General features: G+C 37.3%; 16 protein-coding genes, 12 tRNA genes, 1 rRNA gene and 1 pseudogene. 9 read left to right on the top strand and 21 right to left on the bottom strand.

The features are described 5' to 3' along the window. Positions 1-114 precede the first annotated feature (114 nt). From RFK25_RS10155 to RFK25_RS10125, 7 genes and pseudogenes are all read right to left on the bottom strand, one after another. Positions 115-324, bottom strand: coding sequence for a heavy-metal-associated domain-containing protein (locus tag RFK25_RS10155; protein WP_332413290.1), 210 nt, complete (start codon positions 322-324; stop codon positions 115-117). A 233-nt stretch (positions 325-557) separates the two neighbouring features. Further along, a complete protein-coding gene (locus tag RFK25_RS10150; RefSeq protein ID WP_332413289.1) occupies positions 558-1,028 on the bottom strand; it encodes a CopY/TcrY family copper transport repressor in 471 nt (156 codons plus the stop codon). 99 nt (positions 1,029-1,127) lie between these two features. Beyond that, positions 1,128-2,642, bottom strand: a pseudogene (locus RFK25_RS10145) (metal ABC transporter solute-binding protein, Zn/Mn family). Positions 2,643-2,650: 8 nt separating this feature from the next. After that, positions 2,651-3,463, bottom strand: a complete 813-nt coding sequence (locus RFK25_RS10140; RefSeq protein WP_332413288.1) for a metal ABC transporter permease — start codon at positions 3,461-3,463, stop codon at positions 2,651-2,653. Continuing rightward, positions 3,456-4,160, bottom strand: coding sequence for a metal ABC transporter ATP-binding protein (locus RFK25_RS10135; protein ID WP_332413287.1), 705 nt, complete (start codon positions 4,158-4,160; stop codon positions 3,456-3,458). The genes RFK25_RS10140 and RFK25_RS10135 overlap by 8 nt, the downstream gene beginning before the upstream one ends. Next, positions 4,161-4,604: a zinc-dependent MarR family transcriptional regulator gene (locus RFK25_RS10130; protein WP_332413286.1), complete on the bottom strand. Its 444-nt coding sequence runs from the start codon at positions 4,602-4,604 to the stop codon at positions 4,161-4,163. A 502-nt stretch (positions 4,605-5,106) separates the two neighbouring features. Then, positions 5,107-5,385 carry a hypothetical protein gene (locus tag RFK25_RS10125; protein ID WP_099811567.1) on the bottom strand — a complete coding sequence of 93 codons (279 nt, stop codon included), beginning with the start codon at positions 5,383-5,385 and terminating at the stop codon, positions 5,107-5,109. 212 nt (positions 5,386-5,597) lie between these two features. Here RFK25_RS10125 and RFK25_RS10120 point away from each other — a divergent pair, with 212 nt between their 5' ends. The 9 genes from RFK25_RS10120 to RFK25_RS10080 all read left to right on the top strand — a co-directional run bounded on the left by RFK25_RS10120 (position 5,598) and on the right by RFK25_RS10080 (position 11,772). Further along, positions 5,598-5,966 (top strand): hypothetical protein, encoded by a 369-nt coding sequence (locus tag RFK25_RS10120; RefSeq protein ID WP_044760343.1) that lies wholly within the window; start codon positions 5,598-5,600, stop codon positions 5,964-5,966. 249 nt (positions 5,967-6,215) lie between these two features. Next, complete coding sequence (locus RFK25_RS10115) at positions 6,216-6,974, top strand: endonuclease/exonuclease/phosphatase family protein (protein WP_332413285.1); 759 nt, start codon at positions 6,216-6,218, stop codon at positions 6,972-6,974. Positions 6,975-6,993: 19 nt separating this feature from the next. Then, positions 6,994-8,313, top strand: a complete 1,320-nt coding sequence (locus RFK25_RS10110; RefSeq protein WP_105150242.1) for an FtsK/SpoIIIE domain-containing protein — start codon at positions 6,994-6,996, stop codon at positions 8,311-8,313. Positions 8,314-8,403: 90 nt separating this feature from the next. Beyond that, complete coding sequence (locus RFK25_RS10105) at positions 8,404-8,718, top strand: hypothetical protein (protein WP_004195544.1); 315 nt, start codon at positions 8,404-8,406, stop codon at positions 8,716-8,718. A gap of 41 nt (positions 8,719-8,759) precedes the next feature. Continuing rightward, positions 8,760-9,149 (top strand): hypothetical protein, encoded by a 390-nt coding sequence (locus tag RFK25_RS10100; RefSeq protein ID WP_099811573.1) that lies wholly within the window; start codon positions 8,760-8,762, stop codon positions 9,147-9,149. A 9-nt stretch (positions 9,150-9,158) separates the two neighbouring features. Further along, on the top strand, positions 9,159-9,482 hold the full coding sequence (locus tag RFK25_RS10095) for a hypothetical protein (RefSeq protein WP_099811575.1): 324 nt from the start codon (positions 9,159-9,161) through the stop codon (positions 9,480-9,482). Positions 9,483-9,506: 24 nt separating this feature from the next. Next, positions 9,507-10,268, top strand: coding sequence for a metallophosphoesterase (locus RFK25_RS10090; RefSeq protein WP_105150240.1), 762 nt, complete (start codon positions 9,507-9,509; stop codon positions 10,266-10,268). Between the two features lie 256 nt (positions 10,269-10,524). Then, positions 10,525-11,307, top strand: a complete 783-nt coding sequence (locus RFK25_RS10085; protein WP_004195527.1) for a rolling circle replication-associated protein — start codon at positions 10,525-10,527, stop codon at positions 11,305-11,307. 84 nt (positions 11,308-11,391) lie between these two features. After that, the gene (locus RFK25_RS10080) at positions 11,392-11,772 is read left to right on the top strand and encodes a hypothetical protein (RefSeq protein WP_332413282.1); all 381 of its coding nucleotides are present in this window, start codon (positions 11,392-11,394) and stop codon (positions 11,770-11,772) included. Between the two features lie 77 nt (positions 11,773-11,849). On the opposite strand, the gene RFK25_RS10075 is transcribed toward RFK25_RS10080, so the two are convergent. The 14 genes from RFK25_RS10075 to rrf all read right to left on the bottom strand — a co-directional run. Further along, on the bottom strand, positions 11,850-12,464 hold the full coding sequence (locus RFK25_RS10075; protein WP_332413280.1) for a hypothetical protein: 615 nt from the start codon (positions 12,462-12,464) through the stop codon (positions 11,850-11,852). Between the two features lie 252 nt (positions 12,465-12,716). Then, positions 12,717-12,800: transfer RNA gene (locus RFK25_RS10070), tRNA-Leu, on the bottom strand. Between the two features lie 11 nt (positions 12,801-12,811). Then, positions 12,812-12,883: transfer RNA gene (locus RFK25_RS10065), tRNA-Gln, on the bottom strand. Between the two features lie 11 nt (positions 12,884-12,894). Then, positions 12,895-12,967, bottom strand: a tRNA-His gene (locus tag RFK25_RS10060). A gap of 7 nt (positions 12,968-12,974) precedes the next feature. After that, a tRNA-Trp gene (locus tag RFK25_RS10055) sits at positions 12,975-13,045 on the bottom strand. A gap of 7 nt (positions 13,046-13,052) precedes the next feature. Next, positions 13,053-13,133, bottom strand: a tRNA-Tyr gene (locus RFK25_RS10050). A 15-nt stretch (positions 13,134-13,148) separates the two neighbouring features. After that, positions 13,149-13,221, bottom strand: a tRNA-Phe gene (locus RFK25_RS10045). Positions 13,222-13,230: 9 nt separating this feature from the next. Then, positions 13,231-13,304 (bottom strand) — tRNA-Met (locus RFK25_RS10040). Between the two features lie 9 nt (positions 13,305-13,313). Then, positions 13,314-13,403 (bottom strand) — tRNA-Ser (locus RFK25_RS10035). Between the two features lie 9 nt (positions 13,404-13,412). Beyond that, positions 13,413-13,484, bottom strand: a tRNA-Glu gene (locus RFK25_RS10030). An 11-nt stretch (positions 13,485-13,495) separates the two neighbouring features. Next, positions 13,496-13,569, bottom strand: a tRNA-Ile gene (locus tag RFK25_RS10025). Between the two features lie 34 nt (positions 13,570-13,603). Continuing rightward, positions 13,604-13,674: transfer RNA gene (locus RFK25_RS10020), tRNA-Gly, on the bottom strand. 6 nt (positions 13,675-13,680) lie between these two features. After that, a tRNA-Val gene (locus RFK25_RS10015) sits at positions 13,681-13,753 on the bottom strand. 109 nt (positions 13,754-13,862) lie between these two features. Then, positions 13,863-13,950 (bottom strand): 5S ribosomal RNA (gene rrf / locus RFK25_RS10010); the annotation flags it as partial.

The raw sequence follows: 13,950 nt of genomic DNA, 5'->3' as shown, positions 1-13,950 counted from the left end.
CCTCACAAGTCCTTTTTATTATATTATACTCCTAAATACGAAGAAAAGCCCTTAGAAAATAAATTCTAAGGACTTTGTCTTCAGTCTGAAAGCAGCCCAACAGCTGCTTTTTATTTACACCAACTCTTCTACTTCATAGATAGTATCTTCCAAAGCCTCTTGATAACCTTCCCAGTCATAGGTCACAGAAGTCTCTATCTCCGCCAGCTGCTCTTCCAGCTGGATGTTCACCTCTTCCACTCCGTCCAAATCCAAGAGGTGATTGGTCACATGCTTGACACAGTTTTGGCACGATAAGTTTTTCAATTTCAAGGTTTGCTTCATCTTTTTTCTCCTTTTTTATACTCAATGAAAATCAGGTTCAGACTAGCTTCAAAGGTTCGGGGAACCTTTGAAGGTTGGAAATAAAGCGAACCTGTTCGCTACAAAAAGGTTCGGGGAACCTTTGGAGGTTGGAAATTGGACGAACGTCTTCGTTTCTCAAGAGCAGATAGAACCCTACTACTTTCGCATTTTCAGGTAGTAGGCTGTAAAGCTCCACAGGAGCTTTACACTCATCAAGTCAAGTCAACAAGGTCTGAGGTTGATTTTCGAAGAATATGATGATGCCCGCAGGTACATTGCCCCGCCAAGCACTGACAAGCGATTTGCTCAGGTGCAGTCTTTTGTAGCTGAGAAATTTTGCTAGCCAGATTTTCTAGGCTTTTTTTAGAAAATGTCCCTGTGTCTAACAAGCTTTCGACCAGCTGTCCCTGTTTGGTGGAACATATGGTAGCCAGTAAGAGCTCCACCTGCGCCTGCAAATGTTCCTCTTCACTAATCAGCGGATAATAGTGATATTTGCTGGTTTCCTTGGCCATTCTCAGATAGTCTTTCTTCCGCAGCCGCCCCAAGAGTGTCTTAATGGTCGTTGCCTGCCAATCAAAACCCTCCTGTAAAGCCTGAATAATTTCCTGCGAAGTTGCACCAGGCCGAGCCCATAAGACCCGCATGACCTGCCACTCCGCAGCAGATATCGTCTGCTCCACAAACTCACCTCCAATCACATTTCTACAATCAGTTTACATTTGTAGTCAAAAAATGTCAAGAAGAAAGACCGAGCAAGATACTCGGTCTATTTTCATATGTTAGTGAGCCAGCATTTCCTGACCAATTTCCAAACCAGTCAAACCAACTGGATAGTAAGTCGGCCAGTTTTCCAATTCTTCCAACAGTTTTTCCTGGCTCTCTCCGCCAAAGTAGATATGGAAGTGACCTGTTTTTACAGGTGCGATATTGTGGTCGCTGAATTGCACATACTTGTAGTCACCAGCGTTAGCATCCGTTGCTTCAAACAAGAAACGAACACCACGGTTACCTTTCTTATAGGTCAAAATCTCGTACCCAACTTACTTGTAAGTATATTTATAAGACTTGTCACCCACTACAAATTCCATGGTATTGTCTGTGATGTTGATCTGATTGACATCTGTCTTGTAGCCAGTATCGTAATAAGTCTTGTATTCTTCAGCTGTCATACCACCTTTGAGCTTAGCCTTGTAGTCCCAAACCTGGTCAAACGTGCCATCAAGCAAATATGGGTAAACAGACTGCCATTCGCCAGCATAATCTGACAAAGTCCGATCTTTCACAGCGCTATCTTCAAAATAACCATTATAAACAGTTTTATTTGTTACCTCTCCCTCTTCTGGCAAAATTTCAGAACCAGCTTGGGAAGTAGTCTTTTCAAGTGCTACTAGATTATCCTCCATTACAGAAATATAATCTTCGCCATTTTTCATCGCCTCGTCCGTCAAACTTTCAAGAGGATTTAAGACATCCAGTTGAACACCTGTTTCTTTGGCAAGTGTTTCAGCTACAGATTTTGAGGCATTTTCTTCAAAGTAGATATACTTAATACCATATTGCTTGATATATTCAGTCAATTCAGCCAAACGAGTCGGAGTTGGATCTTCATCCGCAGCAACACCTGTAATAGAAACTTGTTTCAAGCCATAATCCAAAGCCAAGTATGCAAAGGCAGTGTGTTGAGTTACAAAGTATTTTTGCTTAGCCACTGACAAGGTTTCAGTATATTGAGAATGTAGAGCCTCTAACTTTTCAATATAGGCAGCAGCATTTTTCTCAAAAACAGCCTTCTTATCCGGGTAATTTGCAATCAAACTATCACGGATATTCTCTACAAGTGTGATGGCACGTTCTGGGGACAACCATACATGCGGATCATAAGCATGGCTATGTCCTTCCTCACTATGATCATGCTCCTCGTGCCCCTCTTCTCCACCAGGCAAGAGCAACATTCCCTCAGTTGCACTGATAACATCTACTTTCTCTGTATCCACCGAATCTTCAATATCATGGACCCACGTTTCCATGTTTTCATTCTCATAAATAAATGCATCTGCCTCTTGGATACGGGCAATATCTTTAGCTGAAGGCTCATAACCATGAACCTCTGTCCCTGCTTTAATCAACAACTCTACATTGGCTTCATCACCTGTTACCTGTTTCGTGAATTCGTAAACAGGATAAAAAGTCGTGACGATATCCAACTTGCCATCTTCCTGAGAAGCTGTGCTATTGCCACAAGCAGCTAACAAGAAGGCTGAAGCAGACAAGAATAACAAACCAATTTTTTTCATATATACTCCTATTTTTTTAATTTTTGCATCACATTCACCAGTAAGAAAATACTGATAAAAATCAAGGTAATGCTTGCACTAGCAGGCGTTTCTGCATAGTAAGATGTCAACAAGCCTGTCACCATTCCCAAGAAACCAACCAGCATACCGATCAAGATAACTGCCTTAAAACTCTTTCCTAAGCGAAGGGCAATGGAGGCCGGTAAAACCATAATGGTCGACACCAACAAGGCACCCGCTGCAGGGATCATAAGAGCAATGGCGACACCAGTCACCACATTAAAAGCAATGGACATAGCCCGCACAGGTAAGCCATCCACAAAAGCTGTATCTTCATCAAAGGTCAAAATATACATAGGCCGTAGAAACAGCAAGGTCAATACAATAACAATCACAGCGATAGCAAATAAGGCAAATACCTGCTCTTGACTAATGGTCACAATTGAACCAAACAGATATTGTTCTAGACTAAGACCCGACTTCCCACCCGATTTATTCATAACAATTAAGGAAATAGCTAAGCCTGTCGACATGAGAATAGCCGTCCCGATTTCCATAAAGTTTTTATAAATGGTCCGCAGGTATTCCAGAAATACCGCTGCCACAATGACAATCAGAACCGTCGAAAGCGTTGGAGAAATCCCCAAAACAAGACCAAAAGCCACACCAGCCAAGGAAACGTGACTGAGAGTATCCGACATTAGACTCTGCCTTCTCAAGATGAGAAAAACTCCCAGAACAGGCGAAAACAAGCTCATGGCTATAATGGCTAGAACGGCCCTTTGCATGAAATCATAGTTGAAAACAGATAAATCAAGCATTGGACACCTCCTCATCCGCTTCGTGGACGTTAAAACAACGCCAAGGAGAAGCCTGATCACGTACCAGGTGAATATTTCGGTCTGCATACTGATTCAGTTCGTCCGGATCATGCGTAATCATTAGAACAGCCTTACCATGCTTCTTAGCAGAATGGTGCATGAGTTGGTAAAAAGCATCCTTGGTTCCAGCATCCATACCCGTTGTTGGCTCATCTAGGATAAAAATATCCGGATCCGAAGCAAACATTCGGGCAATGACAGCACGTTGTTTCTGTCCCCCGCTCAAAGACCCCAATTTCTTATCCCTGTGTTCCCACATACCTACTGCTTCCAAACTAATCCGAATATGTTCCTCATCATGTCCAGTGAGCCGACGAAACCAACCCTGACGTGGATAGCGACCTGATTTTACAAATTCATAAACCGTGCTCGGAAAACCAGCATTAAAGCTAGCAATCTGCTGAGGCAAATAGGCCATGCGCAACTTTTTGCCCTTAACACTTTTCTCTGCAAAGGTCACTTTTCCAATCCTAGGCTTTAGAATACCCAAGGTAGCCTTTATCAAAGTTGTCTTAGCAGCTCCATTTTCTCCGGTTAGAGTAACAAACTCCCCACTATCCAAGTGGTAATGGATATGTTCCAATACAGGTTCCTTATCATAATAGAAGGATAAATCCTCCACACTTATATATCTCATCTATCTTCTAATTTTCTCCACTAAATCATTCATAAAGCGACTAATGACTTCTTGTTCACTCTCACTGTAACGCGACAACAAGTGCTCATAAGCCTCCAAAGTATGAGCGTGATGATGGGCATGTTCAGCCGCGATTGGCTTAGCTGCTTCTGTCAAACTAAAACGCACAACACGAGCATCCTTCTTATCCCTTACGGCAACCAAAAGTCCCTGCGTCACCAAAGCTTTTGTTGCTTTGGTAATTGCAGCCTGACTAACATTCAGTTCCTTAGCAATTTCCGTATTGGTATAGGCAGCCTTTTCAATCAACATCAAAATATGCTCTTGCGTATTTGTTAATTTGACTGAACTCTGACAAGTACCAACTAAAATCTCTAATTGGTTCTCAGAGCTTAAAACAATTTCATGTAAATATTTTTCAATCTGTGATGCAAGATGACTCATACAATTCCCTTAACTCCTTAATTAACTTGTTAAGTATATCATAGAAAAAAAGAAAAGACAAGGAAATATGAAAATTATTTACAAAATTTCAACTACATATAACGAACGCAATCCTATATATCACCTCATAATTTATAACAGCCCTACAATAGATATCTTTAGCTCCTACTACTGACTAACCAAACCCTTCGCTCTATAATTTTTCAGATCAAACTAATGGCAGATAAAACAACCTATAAATGTTGGCACACATCTCCTCACTACAGTTGACAAAGAGCCCCTTAAAGAAGGAAATGAAAAGCACAAAACAAAAGACAAGGCTAAGAAACCTTGTCTTTTTCAACTATACCGGCGGCCGGGGTCGAACCGGCACGTCCTTGCGGACACTGGATTTTGAGTTTGGCTCTTGAGGGTTTGTGAGAATGAAAACCCAGTAAAATCAGTATTATAAGCAACTACTTCTATCGCAAAAACGGTGGAATTTTTTATTTTTAGTAACTTTTTAGGAACTAGATTGCTTCAATCGTCCTCTTATCTCTTTGCTTAGTTTGTGAAGTTCTTCATCGTAACTCAGCTTTTCTCCATAGAATTTGCTAAATGTAAATGACCTTATAACTTCTTGGCGACCTTCTTCAGTGCCTTCATCAAGTAATTTTAGATAATGTTGAAAATCTCTAATCGCTCTTTGTTTTACTGTTTCAAAATCTTCCTGTTCCGTAACTGAATAATTAACAGGTCTCCATTCCTCAACCCATTGAATTACATCATCCCAATATCCCATTTGGTCTCACTTTCCAATTATTATTTTACTATGTGTTGAATTTATTATAACCTCCCTGTAAATAATTATCAATCACATACTAAGGGCTATCTTTAACTTAATATTTTTTATTTTTTGCTTGCCATATGAAAAATTTAGTGCTATACTATGGGTAGTCAATGCTCAACGCATTAAAAACTTTTTAGAAAGAGGGATTCTTAATGAGGATTCAAATGAGATTATCTAAAGAAGGTCGTATCGTTTTGGAGGAATTAAAATTAGAATATCTAAAGCAAGGGGAAGAAAAAACCTCTGGAGTAATTCTGGATGAGATTTTTGAACATTTTAAACAAAATTTTCAAAAAGTAAATTGGAAGTTTGTTCAAAATGAACCTGAATTTGATGATATTTTAGCGGATTATACTTCTGTCAATCCTACAACTCTTAATTTAACCGAAGAAACAATCAATATAATGTATGAAATCAGAGACCATTTCAATAAAGTGTTAAAAATGAAAAGAACCGTCTACCGTTCATTTATTATTCGAATGATTTTGAAAGCTTACAAACTAGAAAAGCAAGGCACAGATATTTATTTATAATAGATGTTTATTTCATCTATTATAATTTTAAATCAATAGGTAGTCAAAAATGAATAATTGTTTTGGCTTTAATTTTATTAGAACGAGGTGGGTTCATGTTTGAAATTGACCAAGAAACTTTAGATTACTTCTACGAAGAATTGGAAAGCTATTATGATGAGGACGAACAAGGAGAAATTTTTGACGGACTAAACGACTAGGAGGAGATTTCCCCCTCTTGCTGATTTACTAATAGAAAGGTTTATTATTATGACACAACTTACGATTTCCACTTGGAATATCAACCAACGCTCAGGGATTGGAGAACAAATTCCTGATATGGTTGTAACTGAACTTAAACAATTAGACACAGATATTATATGTCTAACAGAGTATGTAAAGACTGAAAAACATAATTTATTCTGTACCAGATTACAAGATATTGGCTATGAAATTTTTATAGATGACTGTACTCTTGATTTTGGAAATGAAATTCTAATAGCTATTAAAAGTTCTTTAATTTCTGATAGTAAATTCACTACCATTGATAATGATGATAGTAATCCAAATTTTTTGCGAGTTACAGTAAATATATTTGGTAAAGAGTTAAATATTATCGGTACTCGTATAAAAATTGGTGGAAAAGATGTTATTAAAGATTTTAAAGAACGCAAAATACAGTTAGATAATCTAATTGCAAATTTACCCTTAAGGCAAGACAACACAATAGTTCTAGGCGACTTTAATAATGGCTTCTTCAAACAAACCGATGATGTTTATTCCTACCAAGGAAAAGCTAGGGAATTTTACTCTTATCCATTACTTGTCAAAGAAATGAGTGAATCAGGTTTAACTGCATATACTCCATCAGATGTAAATTCTTGGAAGTATTGTAAATTAGACCATATTTTTGCTAATGTTCCTATATCAAATGAAACTTATTCCTGGAAATTCATAAAAAATCCTGATTATAAAAGCCAAGTAGGCTACCCAGATCATGCGATTTTATCAGCAACTATCTCACTTTAATAGTTAGAGAGGTGATTTTATGATTAGACTGAAACATATAGCAGATTTAACAAGAAATTACATTATTTCAAGTCGCCGATTAAGAGTAGTCCATTGGTTGATACTAGGACTGACGGTCTGTACTCTATTTACTATTATCGTAAATATTAGGGCACCTGCTTTTCTTCAAATCCCATTCTTCTTACTAAGTGGCTTTGTTATATATAAAATCCACCTTGAATTAAAATCTTTCAGATATAACCTAGATTTTTATTTAATAATTAGAGAAAGTTTATTGTATGTGCTATATACTAACCGACTTTATACTGCTCAAAAAGATAGTACAGGGCATGAAAAAATTATTAGAAGTGCAACCTTAGAATATGAGCTAGATAGGCAAAAGGGTCACGTACTTATCAAAGCTCTGATTACAGGCGATGAATTTAGCAAAAAAGTACAGTCACTTGATGATGTCCTTGCTGGAGTTCTCGAACTTGAATTAGACGAGAAAATTATCCGTCCTAGTTTTGTAGAGTACCACTTTTACTACAAAAAACCAGAAAGATTAACTTTACAATCTCACAGTCAAAAACAACTGATTAACAACCATAATATTGATTTAGGATACGGAATAATCTATGACCCTGTAAAATGCCCTCACATTTTGGTTTCAGGAGGTACAGGAAGTGGAAAGTCAGTTTTTATTACTTTCTTGATTTTAGAACTTCTCAAACGACAGTCAACTATCTACATAGCAGACCCTAAAAATTCTGACCTAGGTAGCTTGTCACACTACTTTGGAGAAAAATATGTAGCAACCACTCCTAATAATATCGCTCGTATTGTCCGTTTAGTAGTCGAAGAAATGCAGGAACGATATCAATATATGCGTGATAACTTTCTATACGGCTCAAACTTTGCAGACCATGGCTTTAAACCTCTATGGCTGATTTTTGATGAAATGGGGGCATTTCAAGCGTCAGGGACAGATAAAAAATCAAGAGAAATTATTGCCGAAGTTATGGACGGAATTAAACAAATTATTTTACTCGGAAGGCAATCAGGTATATTTATCCTTGTAGCAGCCCAACAAATGAGAGCCGAAACCTTAAATACTGACCTTAGAGATAACTTGGGATTGAGAATCGCTCTTGGTGCCAATTCTAATGAAGGTTATAGAATGGTCTTTGGCTCTGCTACTCCTGACAATTTGAAACCTATTGAAGTAAAGGGAGCTGGCTATCTTTATATGCAGGGGTCAGGTAGGGAAAACGCTCAATACTGGGAAAGCCCCTACTTAGATACCAAACAATTTAATTTTATAAGCGAACTACAATTATATTTAGAGGAAACCAACTAATTGCAATCGATATTTTTACTGAAATTCGTAAGATTTACAGTAGAAATATCGGTTCCTCATCGCTCAGCGATGATAAGAAAGGAAACTATTATGAAACTAAATGATTTTTTGAAACCTGAACTCCTTGGTAATCGCTTCTTTGCCGTAAAAGGATATACTGAGGTCTTAGACAGAGAAACAAATAAACCAATAGCTTTACGGCTCAATGTATCAATTCAAGATGAAACCTCAGATTTCTTTATGGAAATGATTCAAGTCAAAGTCAACACTTTAACCCCTACTGCTTCTGTTCAAGAAATGGCAAACAACAAGACTTGTCCTGTTGCGCTTAAAGATTTGAACGTTGGACAATTCAATGGCAATCTTTGGTTTGCTTGCTCTGATGTCTTACCTGTAACAAAATAGTTATGTTAAAATATAACAAAAACATATAAAGGAGTTTTACAATGCAAATTTTTACTTATAACGATTTTCTAAAAGACAAAGGAATCATAACTTTTGAACAGGCTGGAATAATTTTAGATGAACTTTTAAATTCATCAAACATCCATAATCCTGAATTTCAAGGATATTGGAAAGAACTAATCGAATATAGCGCAAAGTATGCCGAAATGCGTGGAAAATGGCGAATACTTGCAAAAGAAGAGCAAGATGCACTTGATGATTCAAGAAGAAATATTCATAACAGAATTAGAGATAACCTTATTTCTATCAGGGGCTTGGCTCAAATCAATGGCAAAGATACTACTTGGTTTGATAAGTTTCATGACGATAGAAAACGAATGGGGGATTTTGCTAATTACTTAAATTATGTCTACGCATTAAATGCTAGATAGGAGAAACCAATGATTGAAGATGTCAACCCCTATTCTCATCCTCCTAGAAAATATTCCGATTCAGAATTACAAGCAATAAAAGATTTATTAGAAGTAATGATATTTTTTATTGATGATACTCCTCATACAAATAATAAACGAATTTGGTTTGATACACTTAAATATTGGGAAAATACAAATTATATAAGGTTCACACACCAAATTGACCTTCATTCTTTACATCGTATCGCTGAAGAAGATTTAAGTTGGGAAGGTGGATATAAGTTCAAACCTCAACAAATTGAAGATATATTAAAGTGGATGCAAACTCAAGAATGGATAAGAAATGAGTAAGAAGTCATTTCAGTAGGAGGTTTTATGTCTAAAATTTATGCCATGTCCGATATTCATGGACATTATGATGAATTTATTGAAAGCCTGTCAAAAGTGGATTTATCTGATACGGACAATCGACTTATATTGCTTGGCGACTACATAGATGGCGGTTCTCAATCTTTTCAAGTTATCTCAAAAATCATCGAACTAGAAAAAAAGTTTCCTGACCAGGTTATCACTTTATTAGGAAATCATGAAGAATATTTTTCTGAGTGGCTATTTGAGGAAGACGGAGCTTCTAAATACACTTCCTATGATACTATAATTAGTTTCATTGGTCAGAATAAGCGAAAAAATATCGTTGATACAGTTGTATCAGATTTTTCTATATCTGATGAAGAATGCCTAGTTCAAATTAACAAGAAAATAAGAGACTGTGTTACTTCTGAATATCCTGCAATAGTAGATTGGTTTAGAAATAAATATTTTAATTCAGAACGTTTTTATGAGACTGATAATCAAATATTTGTCCATGGTGGAGTTGATGAAGAGTTCGGAGAAAATTGGAAATTGTATTCTAATCCTGATATTTTTACTAACAAATTTCCAGCAAGTATCGGATATTTTTATAAGGATATTATTTCAGGACACATTGCTTCTTCAGAGGTCGCAAATGACCCAAGCTATCTTGGAAAAATCTACTATGACCAAAAAAGTCATTATTTTATTGATGGTTGTGTTGGTAAAAGTCATATCATACCCGTTCTTTGTTATAATACCGTCACTCAATCATATAACTACTAGGAGGGTTACCGTAGGGGTTGATGTAAATGATTTTTGTCCAATAAGTTTAACCGAAACATTAAACAATAATACATAACTACTTCTAATCATGTACCTAGGCAAAACTGCCGACTGGAGGTCGGCAAGCTGGAAGCGTGTTTAGCAGAGCGGTGCTTAGGATCACATGATAGAAGTAGGGAGGAGCTTTGCTCCTCCTAGTTTATTTATTATATAGACAATCTTTTGGCGAAAGCCAATCAAAAAGGAACTATTTTTTATGACCTCATATAATAAAAAAATAGTCCGCACTTCTTCCTATATTGAAATTTGGGAATATGATAAGCCAATATTTTCAAAAGGAAAATCAATTACAGATACTAATACTGAAAACAAGGAAAAATCAAAACGCAGAACATTTGACGAACTAACACCAGAAGAACAAGAACAACGTCTTGAACGCATGAAAAAAACTCGCTTAGAAGCAAAGTGGAGCTTACTCCGACTAGTCGACTGTAACTTTGATGATACGACTTCTTTTCTTACCTTGACCACTAAAGAAAATATCAGCGAGAGAAACGAATTCAAAGACTTACTCAAAACATTTATCAAACGCTTTAACTATCACATATTTAAAACCAAGAAAAGCCAATTAAGATATATAGCAGTATTAGAAAAGCAAAAACGTGGAGCATGGCATGCTCATATTCTACTTTTCAGCGTTCCCTATATTCCACATAAGAAACTATTAGAGCTTTGGGGACACGGAGCAGTACGGATAAATAAAGTTGATGTTGATAGCAAAGAAAATCGTGGCCGATATGTTACTAAGTATTTTGAAAAAGGAATTGGACAAGAATTGTTGGAAAATTTCGGTAAACAAGCCTATTTATCATCACGTAATTTGAAAAAGCCTGATGAAGATAAGTTTTACACCTATGAAGTTTTCAACTATGATAGTTCAGTCGTACTATATGAAACGGAATACACTAGCAAAGTTTATAAAGACGGTCAGTATTTCGATAATCTTGTAAAGTATAAAAAAATAAAATTAGATGATTAAAGGAGTAAACGTTACGGCATAATACAGGAAGGAAATATATATTATAGAAATGAAGTAAAGAAATTTGATGATTACCCTTATAGTGTGAGTTTTGCACTAAGAGTTTCAAGATATACTAGGTATTTTGAAATATTTCAATTTAATAATATTGCAATTGGTGAATATAATCGTATGGAATTCGAGCCAAAAGTATGGAAAGAAAGACATAATATAGAGGTAGTAATATTTCTAAAACAAGACCTATCTGAAGAAGATGAGACATACATCCTAAACGAAATTGAAAAATACAAAAAAGAATTTGGAATTATACAAGATGGAAATTTATTTTACAGAAATGAACGAAAACTACTAGATGACTTCCTTATCGTACATAAATTCGGTTTTACGATGAGTAAATATAAGCAATATTTTGAAGTCTTATATTTAAATAGCATGGCAGAAGGTATCTACAATCATGAGCTTTAAAAACTAACAAGGTGTACATATTATAATCTGTCAAACAGAAAAAGAGGTTAAGACTTTTAGTCGTAACCTCTTCAAATTTACTTAAGAAAATGTGATGCCAAAGGATTAGTTAAACTAACAAAGTAAGTGAACTTCTTATTAGCGAAATCCACACAATAGAAGAAGATACAGTCGTCATCTATTGAAAACTCAACTTGAAAAGGTAGCAATCCATAGAAACTGATAATATTTCTGATATAGCACAAGGTAGAAAACAAAAAAATTTCATCAGCAAATTCTATACCTAAAATTTGATAATGTTCAAGCAGAAAATCACTCCATAATGTAATATCAAATTTATCATTATCTATGAAAAACTCAGTTACTGCCTTGACATTTTTTGAATTAACTTGTGACAATGCATTTAATATTGTAGTATTATCTACGTTGCCAAGAACCAAGTTTGAGATATTGTTACTAATAATAATCTCCGCCCTCCTTTTGAACGTAGCATAGTAGTATTTTGACCCCTCATTTTTTTCTTTAATATAATCACTAATGGTTCTATTATTTAAAATATAAAACGAAGTACTATAAAAGTCAGACTTTGTTAGTGGTAACCTAAAGTGGTCTGGTAAAAAATCGTACTCTGGTCTCCAATCGTTCAAAACAGCATCACAGATATCTTTAACAAGTATTGGGCTAAGTGGCATAAATTTTTCCTCCAAAAATTACTAATATGTCAATTGCACCTCTATGCAATCTTGCTCGAACGCTCCTCATTACGAAACCTCCTTTCTCAAAAAGAGCGTATCTCGTTCAATCTTGACTACCCATAGTGTAGCACTAAATTTCTCAAATTGCAAGTCCAATGCAAAAAAAATAGTAATTTTTAGTAACTCAAACAAGAGAAACTACAAGCACAAAACAAAAGACAAGGCTTAGAAACCTTGTCTTTATAACTATACCGGCGGCCGGGGTCGAACCGGCACGTCCTTGCGGACACTGGATTTTGAGTCCAGCGCGTCTGCCAATTCCGCCACGCCGGCATATAGTTTAACTGGGGTAGCTGGATTCGAACCAACGCATGAGGGAGTCAAAGTCCCTTGCCTTACCGCTTGGCGATACCCCAATATTAAAATAGGCGAGTGAGGGGAATCGAACCCCCGAATGTCAGAGCCACAATCTGATGTGTTAACCACTTCACCACACCCGCCATAAAACACGGGCAGTAGGAATTGAACCCACACTGAAGGTTTTGGAGACCTTAGTTCTACCTTTAAACTATGCCCGTAAAGGTATGGAGAGAGAGGGATTCGAACCCCCGAACCCGAAGGAGCGGATTTACAGTCCGCCGCGTTTAGCCACTTCGCTATCTCTCCAAAATATTAAATTAATGGCGCGAGACGGAATCGAACCGCCGACACATGGAGCTTCAATCCATTGCTCTACCAACTGAGCTACCGAGCCATAAGAATATTGCGGGAGCAGGATTTGAACCTACGACCTTCGGGTTATGAGCCCGACGAGCTACCTAGCTGCTCCATCCCGCGACAATAAAAAGGAGGATGTGGGATTCGAACCCACGCACGCTTTTACACGCCTGACGGTTTTCAAGACCGTTCCCTTCAGCCGGACTTGGGTAATCCTCCAAAAATATATAGTCCGTACGGGATTCGAACCCGTGTTACCGCCGTGAAAAGGCGGTGTCTTAACCCCTTGACCAACGGACCATAATCTATAATGGGCACGAGTGGAATCGAACCACCGACCTCACGCTTATCAGGCGTGCGCTCTAACCATCTGAGCTACGCGCCCAAACAACTGTTTGGGTTTATGAACAATCGTTCAAAGCGGGTGACGAGAATCGAACTCGCGACAACAGCTTGGAAGGCTGTAGTTTTACCACTAAACTACACCCGCTTTTAATGGGAGTTAACGGGATCGAACCGCTGACCCTCTGCTTGTAAGGCAGATGCTCTCCCAGCTGAGCTAAACTCCCAATGGGTGGAACTTAGCTCAGCTGGGCAATGGAGAAAACTTCGTTTTCCTCATCTCCAACTTGAAAGCTCGAATTCCTCTCGCTTCCAACTAAGCTAAACTCCCTATTCGCTAAGCGACTACCGTATCTCACAGGGGGCAACCCCCAACTACTTCAGGCGTTCTAGGGCTTAACTGCTGTGTTCGGCATGGGAACAG

The organism is Streptococcus sp. SS-4456 (assembly GCF_036680365.1).
Taxonomy (GTDB): Bacteria; Bacillota; Bacilli; order Lactobacillales; family Streptococcaceae; genus Streptococcus.
Note: the sequence above shows the minus strand (reverse complement) of the source record. Positions and strands in the feature narration are given on the sequence as shown.